General features: G+C 71.6%; 14 protein-coding genes. 12 read left to right on the top strand and 2 right to left on the bottom strand.

Translation table 11 applies throughout. From position 1 onward, the window contains the following. The first annotated feature begins 1 nt into the window (after window position 1). Window positions 2-1,156 (top strand): dimethylmenaquinone methyltransferase, encoded by a 1,155-nt coding sequence (locus MKK49_RS11995; protein WP_244028614.1) that lies wholly within the window; start codon window positions 2-4, stop codon window positions 1,154-1,156. Window positions 1,157-1,206: 50 nt separating this feature from the next. On the opposite strand, the gene MKK49_RS11990 is transcribed toward MKK49_RS11995, so the two are convergent. Then, window positions 1,207-2,469, bottom strand: coding sequence for an acyl-CoA dehydrogenase family protein (locus MKK49_RS11990; RefSeq protein ID WP_244028612.1), 1,263 nt, complete (start codon window positions 2,467-2,469; stop codon window positions 1,207-1,209). Between the two features lie 172 nt (window positions 2,470-2,641). Here MKK49_RS11990 and MKK49_RS11985 point away from each other — a divergent pair, with 172 nt between their 5' ends. From MKK49_RS11985 to MKK49_RS11970, 4 genes are all read left to right on the top strand, one after another. Beyond that, window positions 2,642-4,018, top strand: coding sequence for a Wadjet anti-phage system protein JetA family protein (locus tag MKK49_RS11985; protein ID WP_244028610.1), 1,377 nt, complete (start codon window positions 2,642-2,644; stop codon window positions 4,016-4,018). A 138-nt stretch (window positions 4,019-4,156) separates the two neighbouring features. After that, window positions 4,157-4,423: a hypothetical protein gene (locus tag MKK49_RS11980; protein WP_244028608.1), complete on the top strand. Its 267-nt coding sequence runs from the start codon at window positions 4,157-4,159 to the stop codon at window positions 4,421-4,423. Between the two features lie 251 nt (window positions 4,424-4,674). Further along, on the top strand, window positions 4,675-5,307 hold the full coding sequence (locus MKK49_RS11975; protein WP_244028606.1) for a DUF4194 domain-containing protein: 633 nt from the start codon (window positions 4,675-4,677) through the stop codon (window positions 5,305-5,307). Window positions 5,308-5,395: 88 nt separating this feature from the next. Beyond that, entirely contained in the window at window positions 5,396-8,854 is a 3,459-nt protein-coding gene (locus tag MKK49_RS11970; protein WP_244028604.1) for an SbcC/MukB-like Walker B domain-containing protein, read from the top strand. Window positions 8,855-8,977: 123 nt separating this feature from the next. Here the strand turns inward: MKK49_RS11970 and MKK49_RS11965 are convergent, their stop codons facing one another. Next, window positions 8,978-9,958: a LysR family transcriptional regulator gene (locus MKK49_RS11965; protein ID WP_244028602.1), complete on the bottom strand. Its 981-nt coding sequence runs from the start codon at window positions 9,956-9,958 to the stop codon at window positions 8,978-8,980. 92 nt (window positions 9,959-10,050) lie between these two features. Here MKK49_RS11965 and MKK49_RS11960 point away from each other — a divergent pair, with 92 nt between their 5' ends. From MKK49_RS11960 to MKK49_RS11930, 7 genes are all read left to right on the top strand, one after another. Next, window positions 10,051-10,980 (top strand): ring-cleaving dioxygenase, encoded by a 930-nt coding sequence (locus tag MKK49_RS11960; protein WP_244028599.1) that lies wholly within the window; start codon window positions 10,051-10,053, stop codon window positions 10,978-10,980. 200 nt (window positions 10,981-11,180) lie between these two features. Then, window positions 11,181-11,816, top strand: a complete 636-nt coding sequence (locus tag MKK49_RS11955; RefSeq protein ID WP_244028597.1) for an alpha/beta hydrolase — start codon at window positions 11,181-11,183, stop codon at window positions 11,814-11,816. A gap of 93 nt (window positions 11,817-11,909) precedes the next feature. Beyond that, the gene (gene purB / locus MKK49_RS11950) at window positions 11,910-13,217 is read left to right on the top strand and encodes an adenylosuccinate lyase (protein WP_244028595.1); all 1,308 of its coding nucleotides are present in this window, start codon (window positions 11,910-11,912) and stop codon (window positions 13,215-13,217) included. 60 nt (window positions 13,218-13,277) lie between these two features. After that, entirely contained in the window at window positions 13,278-14,138 is an 861-nt protein-coding gene (locus tag MKK49_RS11945) for a D-amino-acid transaminase (RefSeq protein WP_244028593.1), read from the top strand. 86 nt (window positions 14,139-14,224) lie between these two features. Next, window positions 14,225-14,518 carry a hypothetical protein gene (locus MKK49_RS11940; protein WP_244028591.1) on the top strand — a complete coding sequence of 98 codons (294 nt, stop codon included), beginning with the start codon at window positions 14,225-14,227 and terminating at the stop codon, window positions 14,516-14,518. Between the two features lie 157 nt (window positions 14,519-14,675). Continuing rightward, window positions 14,676-15,968: an adenylosuccinate synthase gene (locus tag MKK49_RS11935; protein ID WP_244028589.1), complete on the top strand. Its 1,293-nt coding sequence runs from the start codon at window positions 14,676-14,678 to the stop codon at window positions 15,966-15,968. 81 nt (window positions 15,969-16,049) lie between these two features. After that, complete coding sequence (locus MKK49_RS11930; RefSeq protein WP_244028587.1) at window positions 16,050-17,510, top strand: histidine kinase; 1,461 nt, start codon at window positions 16,050-16,052, stop codon at window positions 17,508-17,510. Window positions 17,511-17,540: the final 30 nt, after the last annotated feature.

The raw sequence follows: 17,540 nt of genomic DNA, 5'->3' as shown, positions 1-17,540 counted from the left end.
CTTGACCGTCACCCAGATCACCCATCACGACCTCGACGGCTACGGCGCCTCCACCATCGTCGGGCGCTTCGTGCCCGTCGCCCGCATCGTCCACGTGCCGCGCTACAGCGACGTCGGCCCCGTGGTCGAGGGCGAGCTGAAGCGCCTCGGGCGGACGCGCCAGCCCGAGACCCTGATCCTCACCGATCTCGGCCTCGAGCCCGTGGCGGTGACCTTCATCCGCAACTTCGCGACGATGAACCGGGGCCGGGCCGAGGCCGAGCGCCACCGCCTCATCGTCCTCGACCACCACGCCTCGTCCATCGACCGCCTGCGCGAGCAGACGCTCGAACCGGTGCCGGAATCCGACGATCCGGGCGTGATGCGGTTCGACCTCGACGACCCGGCCATCGTCGTCCTCATCGACGAGGGCCGCTGCGCCACGAAGCTCGCCTATCATCGCCGCGCCCTGTACGCGCCCGACGCGACGGAGGGCGACGCCGACCTCCTCGCCCTCGTCGAGGCCGTGGACGCCGTCGATCTCTGGCGCAAGGACCGGCCGACCTTCGCCGGCGGCCACGCCCTCGACGAGGTGTTCTGGGACAACGTCTCCAACCTCGTCCCCATCGGCCATGCCTGGCACGACCGCTTCGTCGGCGACCTCCTCGTCGCCCTCGCCGGCCGCCTGCGCGCCGGGGCCTCGCCGGCCGAACTCGAAGCGGCGGTCGGGGCCATCCGCACGAGGATCGTCGACGGCTACCTCGCCGGCGACGGGACCGACGACCCCCGCCTCACCACGCGCATGCGCATCGCCCGGGTGCTCGCCCGCTCGGACCTGTTCCAGCCGCTCTCGGACGGGACCTACCTGTCGTTCGGCCTCGATTCGGGCACGTTCCAGCGCGTCTCCGACCTCATCATGGACGCGGGCAAGGCCAAGCGCGTCCTCAACGTCCAGCGCACCGGCAACATGTCGTTCCGCTCCAACGACGAGACGGCGCTCGAGGGCGCGCGCCGGTTCCGCGGCGGCGGCCACAAGGACGCCGCCGGCGGCAAGCTGCCCACGGGCTCCGCCTTCTCCCTCGCCGACGCCGTCGCCCAGGTGGAGCCGATCCTCAATCCGCCCCCGCCCGACCCGTCGAGCAGCCCCTTCGCCGCCCTGAAGGGCTGGAAGGGGTAGCGCCTGCGCGATGAGACAAGCGTCCCGGACCCATGTCCGGGACGCTTGTCTCACGGCCGGGGCAGCATCCGGTCGCTGACGATCCGGCGCTGGATCTCGCTCGTGCCCTCGAAGATCGTGGTGAGGCGGGCATCGCGCCAGTAGCGCTCGACCCGGCGCTCGGTGGTGTAGCCGTTTCCGCCGTGGAGCTGCATCGCCTGGTTGGTCACCCGCACGGCCATCTCGGTGGCGAGCAGCTTGACCATGGCCGATTCGCTCTCGGCCGCCGCGCCGGCGTCGAGCAGGTGGGCCACCTGCTGCCAGAACGCACGGGCCTGGGTGACCTCGGCCGCCATGTCGGCGAGGGCGAAGCGCAGGGCCTGGAAATCGCCGATGGGGTGGCCGAACTGCTCGCGCTCCTGCAGGTAGAGCTGGCAATCCTCCACCGCCGCCCGGGCGACGCCGACGGCGCGCGCCGCCGTGTGGACGCGGGCGATGTTGAGGCCGCGCTGCACCGAAGCGAAACCGCCGGCATCCGCGTCGGCGCCCTGGTCGCCGTAGAGGCCGGTCAGCCGGTCGCTCTCGGGCACCCGCACGCCGTCGAGTGCGAGCTCGAAGGTGAGGAAGCCGTGATAGCCGATCTTGTCGATGACCTGGCCGGTCATCCCGTCCGGGAAGGTGCCCGGCTGCTTGACCACGAGGAACGGCTCCAGGCCGGCCGAGCGCGACTCGCCCGGCTCCGGATCGCGGGTGCGGGCCAGGACCTCGACGAAGTCGGCCCCTTGCGCGAACCCCGCCCAGCGCTTGGTGCCGGTGAGCACCCAGGTGTCGCCCTCGCGGACCGCCCGGGTCTGGACCCCGGCCAGATCCGAGCCGGCGGTGGGCTCCGACAGGGCGATGCTGCCGATCCAGTCGCCCCGCGCCGAGCGGGCGAGGAGTTCGGCCCGGCGCGCATCGTCGAGGACCTGCGTGCCGAGTCCCTGGCCGCGGGCCAGGATGCTGCCCACCGACAGCCACGCCCGCGCCAGTTCCTCCGACACGAGGCAGTACTCGAACACCCCGAGCCCGAGGCCGCCATGCTCCTTCGGGATCGTGATGCCGAACCACCCCTTCTCGGCCATCTGCGCGATGAGGCTGCGCGGCATCTCGGCCTTCTGCGGATCGCAGTCGTCGGCGATGGGCATCACCACGTCGCGGGCGAAGGCCCGGGCCTCGGCCTGGAGGGCGGCGCGGCCCGGCGTATGCCACGGCGTCACGAGCTCGGGCGGACGGGGCTCTTGGCGCGGACGGGGCTCTTGGCGATCACGGGGCTCTTGGCGTTCCGGCTTCGGCATGGGGTCTCCCGTGATGTTTTCGCGGCGCCTTCGCGCGGCGCCTTGCCCTGCTCCTAGCACGACGGCGCGTCCGCCACCCACTTGCCGGAGGATGGCGCCCGGCCAGTCCTGTCCCCGGCACCGGAGCGATTGACACGCGCGCCCCGTCCGGGTTGTCGTCCGCCTTAGTCCCATGCTGTTCACCCGCCTCTCCGACGATCTGTTCCGGCCCCTTGCCTCCCCGAGCCGGGCCTTCAACGCCGCCCTGCTGCTGCACCTGCACGCGCGGGTGTTCGGCGACACGGCCGAACCCCTGCGCAAGACCGAGCTGCTCGCCGCCATCGGCGACTTCTCAAGCGATTTCGCCCAAGGGGAGATCGCCGACGACGAGACCACGCCCGTCGATCCCATCGAACGGCGCTCGGCCGTCTACCGGCGCCTGCTCGAGGCCGGCTGGCTGGTGGAGCGGCGCGAGCGCTACGTCCCGGTGGTGGATTTCGACCCCGAGGCCCGCATCCTCATCGAGGAACTCGCCCGCCTCGACCGGGGCGAGACCCGTTCCTACGGCGGCGCCGTCCTCGACGTGCTCGGCAGCCTGGAGAGCGCCACCGCCAACCCGGCCGAGCGCTCCGAGGCCCTCGTCAACGCCGCCAAGGCGTCGCGAGCCTTCCTCAGCCACCTGCGGACGCTGGCCGGCTCCATGCGCAAGATCGAGGCGCGCATCCTGGCGCAGGAGGACCAGCGCGCGGCCTTCCGGCTCTACTTCGACGAGTTCGTGGCCCGCCACATCGTCAGCGATTACCGCACCCTGCACACCCGCCTGAACCCGTTCCGGTTCCGCTCCGGCATCGTGCGCGAGGCGGGCCGCGCCTTGCGCGATCCCCTCACCCTGCGGGCCCTGGCGGAGGCGGGCCTGCGCGAGGGCCGGGCGCCCGATGTCGAGGCGGCCGAGAGGGCCGTGCGCGCGGATCTCGCCGAGATCCTGGCGATCTTCGAGGGCCTCGACCGCCACCTCGACGCGGTGGCCGACATCGTCGCCCGCCTGGAGCGGCGGATCGCGGCTGCTTTACGCTACATGGACCACCGCGATTCCGACCGGATCGAGCGCACCGCCGCGGCGCTCCGGGCCGTCGCCGGGGCCGACGCGGCGATGATGGACATGCCGCCGGCCGGGATCTCGCTCCTGCGCCCGCCCATCGGCGCCGTGCATCTCTACGCCCCCCGCCTCAAGCGCCCGCCCATCGATTGCGAACCCCTGCCGGAGATTGTCCTCGATCCGGCCGTGGAGGCTTTCATCGCCGCCAAGGACGCGTTCCGGCACCGGGTCGCCGTGACGCCGGACCGGATGGCGGAGTTCGTCGAGGACAGGCTCGGGCGCAAAGGTGCCATCCGGGGCTCGCAGATGCGGATCACCGATGTCGACGCCTTCGTGGTGTTCCAGCGCCTGCGCGAGATCGACGTGATGTTCGATGGCGTGTTGGGTGGGCGCTACCGCCTGTCCCGCGTCGAGGGCCGCGTCGCCAACGGCTGGCTCGACTGCCCGGATTTCCTGCTGGAGCGCGCCCGTTGATTGCTGCGCTGCAATATTCGATCTGAGCAGGACTGTGGTGGGCCGAATAACGACTGCCCTTGGCATCGGCGAAGACAAGGTTCATCCTGGCGGAAGACACGCGGGAAGAAAGAACGCGGCGTCTTCGGGAGATGGGCCATGGTGTCCGGCAAGTGCTTGATCAAATCCGCCTGGGTCGCCGTCGAGGTCGGGCGTGAACGCTGCGAGCGGGTGTTGGTCGTGGAGACCTACATCGCCGTCAGCCCCCTGGAGCAGAACTACGACGCGGGCCGCTACGACAGCATCGTCGCCGAGGTCCGCCGGGTGCTCGCCGCCAACCCGTCCCTCGACCGGGCCTCGATCCTGAGCATGCACCGGGACACCAAGTGCATCTCCCTGTTCAAGGCCGAAGCCGCCGCCGCCTGAGCCGGGCGGCGTCCTACCTCGGGCGAGGGAAGGGCTTCCTCAATTGGCGTGAAGCGCACTGGTCCCCCCTCTCCTGGAAGGAGAGGGCTGGGGTGAGGTGTGCGAACTCTCCGAAAGGGTCACACACCTCACCCTGTCCCTCTCCTTCCAGGAGAGGGGACCAGAGCATCCCGCGCGATGTGTGAAGCCCTTGGCGCCGCGTCGCCCGGGCGGATAGACACGGCGCTCCGTTCGCGTCCCGGACCACCGTCATGCTCGAACCCTTCCGCGCCATCGTCGACGGCGACGAGCCGCCGCCGCCGGGTGCCCGCGCGCCCTCCGACGAGGAGCTGACCCGCGCCCTGCAGGTGCTGCTGAAGAGCCAGTGCGTCTATTCGGGCACCCCCGGCATCGGCCGGACCTACGACCTCGTCCGCCACTACGCGCCGTTCTTCCAGGCCTACTTCGCCTGCCTCGGGTACGGTTTCGAGGTCTCGCACCGCGACCAGATGGTGTTCCTGCGCGTCCCCCCGGACGGCGTGCGCCACGACGGCCAGGCTGAACGCCTGCGCAAGGACGAGACCCTGGTGCTGCTCGCCCTGCGGCTGGCCTACGAGGAAGGCCTGCGCGATCACCGCGTCACCACCGACGGGGTGGTCGAGTGCACCACCGACGACATCGCCGAATCGATCCGCACCGCCACCCGCAGCGACCCGCCCGAGGAGACCCGCCTCCTCGAGATCCTGCGCCTGTTCTCGCGGAAAGGCGCCCTACGCCTCGGCGAGCGCGACAAGGCCGAAAAGCTGACCCCCCTGATGGTGCTGCCCGGGATCGCGGTGCTCTCGCCCGACGCCTGGATGGAGCATATCCGGGCCTGGGCCTCGGCCGGGGATGACGCCGCCTGATCGCCCCGGCCGGCTTGCCTCGCCGCCCCCGCCCATGCGACCGAAGGCCCGACGATCCTTCGCAGCGTGCAAAAATCAGCCGGCCTTCGTGTATCGCCTCACCGACATCGCCCTCTCGAACTGGTACCTGATCCGGCGCGAGCAGATTCGCATTCGCGGCGCGACGGCCCTCGTCGGGCCGACGGGGGCGGGCAAGTCGACGATCTTCGACGCCGTCGGGACGGTGCTGGCCGGCAACAACGCGAGCCGCCTGGCCCTCAACGCCTCGGCCTCGGGCCGCTCCGCCCGCACGGTGCGGGACTACTGCCTCGGCTGGATCAGCGACCCGGCCGAGGGCGGGCGCCCGACCCGCGAGGCTTGCGAGACCCTTATCGTGCTCGTGTTCGAGAACCCGGTCTCGGGCCGCGTCGTCTCCGTCGGGCTGGCGCTGGCCGCGCGGGCCGAGGACAGCCGCGAGACCACCCTGTCGCGCTTCGTCTGCACCGGCCACCGCTTCGAGATCGCCGATTACGTCCGCGAGACGCCGGACGGCTCCTTCGTCGCGCCCTGGGCCGAGATCGCCAAGGACCTGCGCATCCGCTCCGAGACCTTCGAGGAGTTCCGCGCCTCGGGCGAGCGCTTCACGGCGGAGGTGCTCGGGCTCCTGCGCGAGGGCGCGCCCGTGCCCGAACCCCGCCACTTCCTGCGCACCTTCTCCAACGCCGTGGCCTTCAAGCCGATCTTCGATTCGTCCGCCTTCGTGCGCTCCTTCGTGCTGGAGCCCGAGCCCCTCGACGTCGCCCGCATCCGGCAATCGGTGGAGAACTGGCGCCGCCTCCTCGAGACCATCGAGGAGCTGGAGCGGCGCCTGTCGCATCTCGGCCGCATCCTCGCCCGCTACGAGACCTGGGCCGAGGCGAGCCTGTCGGCCGCCCTCGACGACCTGCGCGCCGCCGGCGCCGATCTCCGCCGCCGCGTGGTCGAGTACACCGGCGCCCGCACGGGCCTCGCCGATGTGGCCGAGCGCCTGCGCATCGCCCGCGAGAGCGTGACGACGAGCCAGGGCTTCGTGCGCGACATCGACGGCGAGATCGCCGAGAAGAAGGCGATGATGGCCGGCACCCTGGCGCAGGGGCGGCTCGCCGCCTCGGATGCCGGCCTCGCCGTGCTCACCCGCGACCGTCGCGACCTGACGCTTCGCGTCACCGGCCTCGTCGGCCTGATCCAGGATGTCGCCCGCCTCTCGGCGGTGATCGGCGAGGTCCGCCGCATCGACGCAGGCGCCGCCCGCTTCGTCGAGGCCTGCACCCGCGCGGGGCTCCGCCGCGAGGCCCCGCCCGAGGAGACCCTGCGCTCCGACGGTCCCCTCGGTGCCCTGGTGGCGGGGCTTCTCGACCTGCCCGACATCGCCGGCCCCCTCGACACGGCGGCCGAGGACATGGCCCTGCGCGCCCGCGCGGCGGAAACGGAGGCGCAGGCCCTGTCGGCGCCCTTCGCCGGCGGCGGGGCGGCCAAGGGCGCGCGCCTGTCCTCGGATGTCGCGGCGTTTCGCGACGAGCTCGCGCGCCTCGGGATCGACGCCGTGCCGATCTGTGAACTCGCCGAGATCGTCGAGCCGAAATGGGGCATGGCCCTGGAAGGCCTGCTCGGCGGTGCCCGCGAGGCCCTGGTGGTCCAGCCCGACCGGTTGAACCAGGCCTTCGCCCATCTCGAAGCCCGCAAGGCGCAGTTCTATCGCTGCCTTCTGGTCAAGACCACGGACACCGCCCGGCGCCGGGGCGGGCGCTACGACGACGGCCCGCTCGGCATGATCGAGACCCGCGACCCCCATGCCGAGGCGTTCCTCGCCGCGCGTCTCGGCGGCTACGACCTCGCCCCCGACGACGCGGCCCTCGCCCATATGAGCCGCGCCGTGGCGCCGAGCGGACGCTCGACGTCCGGCATGGCCTATTCGGTGGTGCGCCCGGTCCAGCTGATGATGACGCGGGGCAGCCGCGGCCCGACCCAGGAGGGGCGCGACGCCATGGAGCGGGCGGTGGCCGAGGCGCGGCGCCTGCGCGGCGAGGCCGGGGTCCTGCGCGAGGCCGCCCGCATCGCCGCCGGGCTCAAACTCCGTCTGGCCGAGGCGCCCATCGATCTGCCCGGCCTGCGGGCCGAGTGCGACGCCATCGAGGGCCGTCGCCGCAGCCTCACCACCGAGCGGGAGAGTGTGGAAAAGGCCGATACGGGCGCCCTCGAAGCCGAGCTCAAGGAACTTGCCAAGGAGCGCTCGGCCTACCTCACCGAACTCGTGCAAGTGCTGGAGCCCAAGCGCGACGCCCTGCTCGGCGAAGAGGCGGGCCTGAAGGCCAAGGTCGCGTCCTCCCGCGAGGCGGCCCGTGCGGCCCTCGGGGCCCGGCGCGCGGCCCATGCCCGCTGGGTCGGCGGCGACACCGTCCGCATCCGGCTGGTGCGCCCCGAGGGATTCGATCCGAGGGCCGTGGCCAAGGCCCGCGCCGACCTCGCCGGCCTCGACGCTAAGGAACTGGGGGCCGCCGCCACCGCCGCGCGCAGCGCCGCCCGCGAGGCCCTGGAGACGGCCCGCACGCAGGGCCGCACCGCCGAGCGGGACTTGGCCGAGTATTGCGTGCAGTGGCGCATCGACAATCCCCTCGGGCGCGGCGACGCCCCGGCCTCGTTCGGCTACGGCTGGACCCGGCGGGCCTACGACGAAGTCGCGGGCCATGAACTCAGGCGCTACCGCGACCAGGCCGTGCGGGCCGAGGGCGAGATGCGTCGCCTGATGACCGAGGACCTGCTGACGCGCCTCGCCGACAAGTTCGAGCGGGTCCGCGCCCGCCTCGACGCCCTGAACGAGCGCCTGTCGAGCCAGACCTTCACGGGCCAGACCTACGCCTTCGAGGCGGCCGTCGACCGGCGCTACGCCGCCGTCCACGCGCTGGCGACGGAAGTGGCGCGCTCGCCCGACGCCGCCCAGGCGATCCTGCCGGGCGAGGGCACGACGCCCCCCGACGGCCCGCTCTCGGCGGCCATTGAGGAGATCTCCGCCCTCATCGCCGGCGAGGAGAGCGCGGCGCGGCTCGCCGACTACCGCAACTACTTCGTCTACGAGATCGGCATGCGCGACGCCGCCGGCAACCGCACCACCATGTCGAACCGGGCCCTGCGCGGGTCCGGCGGCGAGGCGCAGGCGCCGTTCTACGTCGCCATCGCGGCCTCGCTGGCCTCGGCCTACTACCCCGGCGACCGGCCCGGCGACGAGAATCCGGGGCTGGGCCTCTGCCTCCTCGACGAGGCGTTCTCGAAGCTCGACGTGCGCAACTCCCAGGCCCTCGTCGACCTCTACCAGGCCTGGGGCCTGCAGCTCCTCATCGCCGCGCCCGAGGACAAGCGCACGACGCTCACCGAGGTGATGGACACCATCGTCACCGTCTACAAGAGTCCAGACCTCAAGGGTGTGCGCATCGAATCCGAGCACCCCCTGGAGGCGGCCAAGCGCGCGCTCGCCGCCATCAACCCGGAACGCCAGGGGATCGAGGGCTTTCGCTCGTCCGACGCGGCGGCGTGAACGCATGTCTTCGATCCGATAGCCGGACGACTCTTCGCATCCGTGTGAGGTGCGACAGGCCCCCTCTCCTGGAAGGAGAGGGCTGGGGTGAGGTGTGCGAACGCTCCGGAGAATCCACACACCTCACCCTGTCCCTCTCCTTTCAGGAGAGGGGACCCGCGCCGCATCCGAAGAAGAGTCCGTGACGGGCGGACCCGATTGCGCCCACGGGGCCGCCGCCAGCCTGCGGGCGAGGTAATCCGCCAGCGCCGTGACCCGGGCCGGGCGCGGATCGCCCGGCGGCGTCATGAGGTGGAGGGCGATGGGCGGCGGCGACCAGCCGGGGAGGACCCGTTCCAGGCGCCCGGCGGCGAGGTCGTCCCACAGCATGAAGTCGGGCTGCACCGCGAGGCCGAGCCCGGCGCGCAGGGCCGGCGCCAACGCATCGGCGTTGTTGGCGCGTAGCGGCCCGCCGGGGATCACCACGGCCTCGGTGCCGTCCGGGCCGAGGAAGCGCCAGCGGTCGGGGCTCGGCAGGTAGGCGTAGCCGAGGCAGGCGTGGCGGGCGAGGTCGTGCGGATGCTCCGGCCGTCCCTGGGCCGCGAGATAAATCGGCGCGCCCACGAGGGAGCGGTGGACCGTGCAGAGCCGGCGCGTGCGCAGGGACGAATCGGCGAGGGCCGCGATGCGCAGGGCGATGTCGAACCCGCCGCCGACGAGGTCGACGAGGGCGTCGCTGAGATGCAGGTCGATGGTCAGGCCCGGATGCGCGGCCAGGAAGTCCGGCAGCAGGGGCGCCACGTGCGTCACCCCGAACGACATGGGCGCGGCGAGCCGCACCCGCCCGCGCGGGGCCGCCGCCCCGTCGCGGGCCTCAGCCTCCGCCGCCTCGCCCTCGGCGAGGAGCCGGGCCGCGCCGTCCCGCGCGGCGAGGCCCGATTCTGTCAGCGCCAGCTTGCGCGAGGTCCGGTGGAACAGGCGGGCGCCGATGCGGGCCTCCAGTCGTCCCACCGCCTTCGACACGGTGCCGGGTGAGACCCCGAGGTCGCGGGCCGCCTGCCCGAACGAGCCGGTCTCGGCCACCTTGGCGAACACCGCCCAGGCCTCGAAATCGGGGAGCTTCATGGGTAAATTCCGGAAACGATGTGTTTCCATCGTTTCCGTTTTCGAGGGGGGCGGCAAGGGCCATCTTGTTTCCAGCAGAAGGAGACAATGCCATGAGCAACCACGGCCTCCACCACGTCACCGCCTTTTCCGGCTCGGCGGCGCGCAATCTCGACTTTTACACGGACACCCTCGGCCTCCGGCTGGTGAAGAAGACCGTCAACTTTGACGATCCGGGCACCTACCACCTCTATTACGGCGACGAGACCGGCCGGCCCGGCACGATCCTGACGTTCTTCCCCATCCCCCACGCGGCCCCCGGCCGGGTCGGCGTCGGCGAGACGGGCGAGACCGCGTTCCGGGTGCCGCGCGCCGCCATCGGCTGGTGGGTGCAGCGCCTCGTCGCGAAAGGCGTCACCCACGAGGCCCCCGTCGCGGTGATGGGCCAGCCGACCCTGCGGTTGCGCGATCCCGACGGGATGATGCTGGCCCTCGTCGGCGTCGCCGAGGCGGGCGATGCGCCGGCCTGGACCGGCGCTGACGTGCCGGCCGAGCATGCCATCCGGGGCCTGCACGGCGTCACCCTGCTGCTCGGCGAGGCGGAGCCGACGGCCGCCATCCTCACCGACGTTCTCGGCTTCACCGAGGATGCGCGGGAGGGCTCTTCCACCCGCTACGCCAGCGGTGCCGCGGAGGGCGGGTTCGTCACCCTGCGGGCGGTCGGCGAGTTCCTGCGCGGTCGTCAGGGCGCGGGCTCCGTCCACCACATTGCCTTCCGGGCGGCGGACGACGCCGCGCAGGCGGCGATGGTCGAGGCGCTGACCACGCGCCACGGCCTCGGCGTCACGGAGCAGCGCGACCGGGCCTATTTCCGCTCGGTCTACTTCCGCGAGCCCGGCGGCGTGCTCTTCGAGATCGCCACCGACGTGCCGGGCTTCGACGCGGACGAGACCGTGGCCGAGCTCGGCACCAGGCTGAAGCTCCCCACCGGCCTGGAGCCGCACCGCGCTCGGATCGAGGCAGCCCTGCCGCCCCTCGCTTGAGGTGAACTCCGGTCAATCAACTCGCCACGTTTGCACCTCTGGCGGGAAGCTGAGGTGAATCGCGGGTCCCCTCTCCTTTCAGGAGAGGGAGCACTGTCGCGGCCTTTCGATTCGTTGCGACCAGACATCTCCCGTTCCTTCGCCCCGGCCCGCATCCAGTGGGCCGGCCGCCCTTCCAAACAATCGCCCGGAGGATCGTCATGACCGCGCCCGACCCGACCGCCCTCGCCTTCGTCCACCGCTTCGAGGCGGCGACGGCGGCCGACCGCCCGCCCCTGCTCGTCCTCCACGGCACCGGCGGCGACGAATCGGACCTCCTGCCCTTCGGCCGCACCGTGGCGCCGGGGGCGGCCCTGCTGTCGCCGCGCGGACCCGTGCTGGAGAACGGGATGCCGCGCTTCTTCCGGCGCCTCGCCGAGGGCGTGTTCGACGAGGACGACGTGCGCCGGCGCGCGGCCGATCTCGCGTCTTTCGTCGCCGGGGCGCGGGCGGCCTACGGTCTCCCCGCGCCCGTGGCGCTCGGCTTCTCCAACGGCGCCAACATCGCCGCCGCCGTTCTGCTGCTGCATCCTGGCGTCCTCGCCGGGGCCGTGCTCCTGCGTCCGATGCGGCCGCTCGCCGTGCTCCCGGAGCCCGACCTCACGGGCCTGCCCGTCCTGATGCTCTCGGGTGCGCAGGACCCCATCGTGCCGGAGGCGAACGTGCGGTCGCTGACCGACCGCCTCCGCGCATCCGGCGCCCGGGTCGAGCACACGGTTCTGCGCGTGGGCCACGGCCTGTCCCAGGCCGACGTGACGACGACCCAGGCCTGGATCGCGCGGATCGCCCGGGCCTGAGACGCCCGAGGGGGACACGCGGTTGAGGCGGCCCCCTCGCCCATGCTAGGCGCCCCTCATCACACTTCGCATCGCGAAAATTTCGAGGCGCCCATGATCCCCCGTTACAGCCGCCCCGAGATGACCGCGATCTGGTCGCCCGAGACCCGCTTCAAGATCTGGTTCGAGATCGAGGCCCACGCCACGACGGCACTCGCCGAGATCGGCGTGGTGCCCAAAACCGCCGCCGACACGATCTGGGAGAAGGGCCGCGACGCGGTGTTCGATGTCGCGCGCATCGACGCCATCGAGGCGGTGACGAAGCACGACGTCATCGCCTTCCTGACGCATCTGGCCGAGATCGTCGGCCCCGAGGCGCGCTTCGTCCACCAGGGCATGACCTCGTCGGACGTGCTCGACACCTGCTTCAACGTGCAGCTGGTGCGCGCCGCCGACCTGCTCATCGCCGATGTCGACGCCCTGCTCGCCGCGATCAAGCGCCGGGCCTTCGAGCACAGGATGACGCCGACCATCGGCCGCTCGCACGGCATCCACGCCGAGCCCGTCACCTTCGGGCTCAAGCTTGCGCAAGCTTACGCCGAGTTCGAGCGCAACCGCGCCCGCCTCGTGACGGCGCGCGAGGAAGTGGCGACCTGCGCCATCTCGGGGGCGGTCGGCACCTTCGCCAACATCGATCCGCGCGTGGAGGAATACGTGGCGAAGGCCATGGGCCTGTCGCCCGAACCGGTCTCGACCCAGGTGATCCCGCGCGACCGCCACGCCATGTTCTTCGCGACTCTCGGTGTCGTGGCGAGCTCCGTCGAGCGCCTGTCCATCGAAGTGCGCCACCTCCAGCGCACGGAGGTACTGGAAGCGGAAGAGTTCTTCTCGGAAGGGCAGAAGGGCTCGTCGGCCATGCCGCACAAGCGCAACCCCGTGCTCACCGAGAACCTCACGGGCCTCGCCCGCATGGTGCGCTCCTACGCGCTGCCCGCCATGGAGAACGTCGCCCTCTGGCACGAGCGCGACATCTCGCACTCCTCCGTCGAGCGGATGATCGGCCCCGATGCCACCGTGACCCTGGACTTCGCCCTGGGCCGCCTCACCGGCGTCATCGACAAGCTGCTGATCTACCCCGAGCAGATGCAGCGCAACCTCGACAAGCTCGGCGGCCTCGTCCACTCGCAGCGCGTGCTCCTGGCGTTGACCCAGGCCGGCGTTTCCCGCGAGGATTCGTACCGGCTGGTCCAGCGCAACGCCATGCCGGTCTGGCGCGGCGAGGGCGACTTCCTCACCCTGCTCAAGGCCGACACCGACGTCACCGCCGCACTGACTCCCGAGCAGATCGAGGATTGCTTCGACCTCGGCTACCACTTCAAGCACGTCGACACGATTTTTTCGCGAGTCTTCGGGGCGGCCTGAGCTCCATCGCACGATTCCTGCGTCGAACCACAGCCGCTCCGGCGACCAGAGGTCCAGCCCGTGTCGAACCCCCGCATCGTCTACCTCAACGGCGACTTCCTGCCCTTCGACGAGGCGCGGGTGCCGATCATGGATCGCGGCTTCCTGTTCGCCGACGGAATCTACGAGGTCTCGGCGATCCTCGATTGCCGTCTCGTCGACAACGAAGCGCACCTCGCCCGCCTCGATCGCTCGCTGGGCGAGATCGACATCGCCAACCCGCACACGCTTGGCGAATGGGTCGCCCTGCAGACGGAGCTCGTCGCCCGCAACGGCGTCACCGAGGGCCTCGTCTACATGCAGGTGACGCGCGGCGTGTACGAGCGCGACTTCGCCTATCCGCCGGCCGGCACCAAGCCGACGGTGATGATGTTCACCCAAGCCAAGACCGTGGCGGCCAATCCCCTGGCCGCCAAGGGCGCCCGGGTCATCACCGTTCCGGACCTCCGCTGGAAGCGCCGGGACATCAAGTCCATCGCCCTGCTCGCTCAGGTCCTGGCCAAGCAGCAGGCCGCCGCCGCCGGTGTGGCGGAAGCCTGGATGGTCGAGGACGACGCCGTGACGGAGGGCTCGTCCTCCACGGCCTTCATCGTCACCGCCGGCGGCACCCTCGTGACCCGTCCGCTCTCCACGGCGCTCCTGCCCGGCATCACCCGGCAGGCGGTCCTGCGTCTCGCCGAAGAGGCCGGCCTCGCCCTGGAGGAGCGCCTGTTCTCCGTGGCCGAGGCCCATGCGGCCCAGGAGGCCTTCTACACCAGCGCCTCGGCCTTCGTGATGCCGGTGGTGGAACTCGACGGGCTACCGATCGGCACGGGCGCTCCCGGCCCCCATACGGTGCGGCTGCGTGAACTGTACCTGGAACTGGCGCGCGCGGACGCCTGAGGGCGGTCGCGTACATCCGCGAGCAGGAACGCATCGCCGCCGCATCGGTTCTTTCGGGACATGTCCGAGTCCGAAAAGGTGTCCCGATGCGTATGATTTGGCCCCTGGCCGCCGGCCTGAGCCTTCTGGCGACCGCCGCCTTCGCCCAGGCGACCGCACCGAGCAGCCCGGTCCCCGACAAGATCCAACCCGATGCCGGTCCCCCCGGCACCGGCGGCACCCTCAGCGACCGCCTCGAGAAGAACGACGGCGTCATCACGCCGCCCTCCAACACGGCGCCCGGCTTGGTGGTGCGCCCGCCCGATCCGAACCCCGGCTCCATGCCGATCATCAAGCCGGGCGACCTGCCCGGGCGCGAGCCGGGTACGGAGGCGAAGTAGCCCGGCAGACCCGTAGTCCCCCGGCGATTCGGGGCCGAACCGGCCCCTTGCTTGATTTCCGCCGACGGATCGCGGAAAGACCCGAGGATCGTGGGGCGATCCGGCTTGTCAGGGCCGGATCGTTTTCGCGCGGGTCCTCCGGACAGGTCTTGGGTGAATGGCAAACGTCGTCGTCGTAGGCGCCCAGTGGGGTGACGAAGGCAAGGGCAAGATCGTCGACTGGCTCTCCGAGCAGGCCGACGTGGTGGTGCGCTTCCAGGGCGGGCACAATGCCGGCCACACCCTCGTCATCAACGGCGTGACCTACAAGCTGGCCCTGCTGCCCTCGGGCGTGGTGCGCGGCGGCAAGCTCTCGGTCATCGGCAACGGCGTCGTGGTCGATCCGTGGCACCTCGTCGACGAGATCGCCCGGCTCCAGGCCCAGGGCGTCGAGATCTCGCCCAAGACCTTGCGCATCGCCGACAACGCCACGCTGATCCTGCCGCTGCACCGCGAACTCGACCACTTTCGCGAGACCTCCAACGCCGGCCTCAAGATCGGCACGACGAAGCGCGGCATCGGCCCGGCCTACGAGGACAAGGTAGGCCGGCGCGCCATCCGGGTGGTCGATCTCGCCGACGAGAGCACGCTCGCCGCCAAGATCGAGCGGGTGCTCACCCACCACAACGCCCTGCGCCGGGGCCTCGGGATCGAGGAGGTCGATGCCGACGCCCTGCTTTCCGAGCTCAAGGCCATCGCGCCCACGATTCTCCCCTACGCCGACACCGTCTGGAAGCTCCTCGACGAGGAGCGCCGGGCCGGCAAGCGCATCCTGTTCGAGGGCGCCCAGGGCGCCCTCCTCGACGTCGACCACGGCACCTACCCGTTCGTGACCTCGTCCAACATCGTGGCGGCCCAGGCCGCGACGGGCTCCGGCATGGGCCCGTCGGCCATCGGCTACGTGCTGGGCATCGCGAAGGCGTACACCACCCGTGTCGGCGAGGGCCCGTTCCCCACGGAGCTGTTCGACGAGATCGGCGAGACCATCGGCGCCAAGGGCCGCGAGTTCGGCGTCAACACCGGGCGCAAGCGCCGCTGCGGCTGGTTCGACGCCGTGCTGGTGCGCCAGACCGTGAAGACCTCGGGCATCGACGGCATCGCGCTGACCAAGCTCGACATCCTCGACGGGTTCGAGACCATCAAGGTCTGCACCGGCTACCGCCTCGGCGATCAGATCCTCGACCACCTGCCCGCCAACCAGGCGGCCCAGGCCAAGGTCGAGCCCATCTACGAGACCATCGAGGGCTGGTCGGGCACCACGGCCGGCGCCCGCTCCTGGGCCGATCTGCCGGCCCAGGCGATCAAGTACGTGCGCCGCATCGAGGAACTGATCGGCGCGCCGGTGGCGCTGCTCTCGACCTCGCCGGAGCGCGACGACACCATCCTGATGCACAGCCCCTTCGAGGATTAACGCGTCTGAGAGGATGGGCGGCGCATCCGCTCTCGGGCGGGGGGCGCCGTCCCGCCCGAGAGCGAGCGGACCCAAGTCACGATGGCCGACTACTACCCCCTCCTGGCGCGCGCCCTCGAAGCGATGCCGGACCGCTCGCCGGCCCTGCGCAAGGCCGTCTACGAGCGTGCGCGCAGCGCCCTGATCGGGCAGCTTCGCTCCCTCGACCCGCCCCTCTCGGATGCGGATATCGACATCGAGGCCCACGCCCTCGAGACCGCCATCGACCGCCTCGAGACCGAGCACGCTCCGGAGCCGGTGCTCGAATCGAAGCCTGAAGCCAAGCCCGAGTTCGAGCCCGAGCCGATCCCCGAACCCGCTCCGCCCGTCCCGACGGAAGCCGCGCCGGCCCTGCCCGAAGCGGCGCCGCCGGAGCCAGGGCCCGAGCCCGAGCCCCTTCGTGTCGGCGCCCCGGCCGCACCGCCGGAGCCGGCCTCGCCGCCATTCCTGCCCCCGGCGCCCCCGCCCGATCTTCGCGCGACGCCCTTCATGCCGCCGGAGCCGCCCGCCGGCGCGCCGATCATCCCGATCCAGGCCCGCAAGGGCCGGCCTTCGGCCGCTCCGCTCGCCCCCGCGCCCGAGGCGGTCCAGGCACCCGTCGAGCCCCCCCCGGAGCCGGCGGCGGGCGACCTCGTGGCCGATCCCGCCGGCGGGCGTCAGCGCCCGCGCATCGACGTGGTCTCGCCACGCGCCGGGCGGTCGCGCCTCTTGCGCAATGCCGTTGTGGGCGCGGTGCTGTTCACGGTCATCGGCCTCATCGCCGTGGCGGCCTTCCTCCTGCGCGACAAGCCGGCGGATCTGCAACCCGTCGCCACCGAGCAGCAGGACACGGTGCCGGAGGGTACCGAGAGCAAGTATGCCGACCGCATCGGGGGCGAGGCCGTCGCCCCGCCGGCCGCGCCGACCCGGGCCGCCCCGGCGCCGGCGAGCCCCAGTGCCGCTACGCCCGACGTCACCGTGGCGCAGCGCGCCGTCCTCTACGAGGAGAACACCTCCGCCACCAACGCCCAGCCGACGACGATCCAGGGCCGCGTCCTGTGGCGTCTGGAGACCGTCAACGGCGAGCGCGGCCAGCCCCTCGAGACGGCCGTGCGGGCCAATGTCGAGTTCCCGGATGCCGGGGTCACCCTGGCGATGACGATCAAGCGCAACCTCGACGCGACCCTGCCGGCCTCGCACACCATCGAACTCGTCTTCACGACGGACAGTGCCAACGCCGCGCGCCGGACGGTGCAGGATATCGGACTGCTTCAGGCCAAGGACGAGGAGAACACCCGCGGTTCGCCGGTCTCGGGCCTGCCCGTGCGGGTCCGGGACAACCTGTTCCTTATCGGCCTGTCGTCGCTGCGCAACGACATCGACCGGAACACCGACCTGCTGCTGCACCGGAACTGGATGGAACTGGCGGTGAAGTTCAGTAGCGGTTCGCGCGCAATCCTCAACTTCGAGAAGGGCGCCGCCGGGACTCAAGTGATGGAAAAGGCCTTCGCGCAGTGGCGCTGACGCGAATGACGGCCCGAGGCATCGGGCCGC

This window comes from Methylobacterium sp. J-090 (genome assembly GCF_022829345.1).
GTDB lineage: Bacteria > Pseudomonadota > Alphaproteobacteria > Rhizobiales > Beijerinckiaceae > Methylobacterium.
Note: the sequence above shows the minus strand (reverse complement) of the source record. Positions and strands in the feature narration are given on the sequence as shown.

Coding starts and splice junctions, on each gene's coding strand:
- purB (WP_244028595.1), top strand. CDS start 11,910: ATGATCCCCCGTTACAGCCGCCCCGAGATGACCGCGATCTGGTCGCCC.
- MKK49_RS11980 (WP_244028608.1), top strand. CDS start 4,157: ATGGTGTCCGGCAAGTGCTTGATCAAATCCGCCTGGGTCGCCGTCGAG.
- MKK49_RS11985 (WP_244028610.1), top strand. CDS start 2,642: ATGCTGTTCACCCGCCTCTCCGACGATCTGTTCCGGCCCCTTGCCTCC.
- MKK49_RS11955 (WP_244028597.1), top strand. CDS start 11,181: ATGACCGCGCCCGACCCGACCGCCCTCGCCTTCGTCCACCGCTTCGAG.
- MKK49_RS11960 (WP_244028599.1), top strand. CDS start 10,051: ATGAGCAACCACGGCCTCCACCACGTCACCGCCTTTTCCGGCTCGGCG.
- MKK49_RS11965 (WP_244028602.1), bottom strand. CDS start 9,958: ATGAAGCTCCCCGATTTCGAGGCCTGGGCGGTGTTCGCCAAGGTGGCC.
- MKK49_RS11940 (WP_244028591.1), top strand. CDS start 14,225: ATGCGTATGATTTGGCCCCTGGCCGCCGGCCTGAGCCTTCTGGCGACC.
- MKK49_RS11975 (WP_244028606.1), top strand. CDS start 4,675: ATGCTCGAACCCTTCCGCGCCATCGTCGACGGCGACGAGCCGCCGCCG.
- MKK49_RS11990 (WP_244028612.1), bottom strand. CDS start 2,469: ATGCCGAAGCCGGAACGCCAAGAGCCCCGTGATCGCCAAGAGCCCCGT.
- MKK49_RS11935 (WP_244028589.1), top strand. CDS start 14,676: ATGGCAAACGTCGTCGTCGTAGGCGCCCAGTGGGGTGACGAAGGCAAG.
- MKK49_RS11930 (WP_244028587.1), top strand. CDS start 16,050: ATGGCCGACTACTACCCCCTCCTGGCGCGCGCCCTCGAAGCGATGCCG.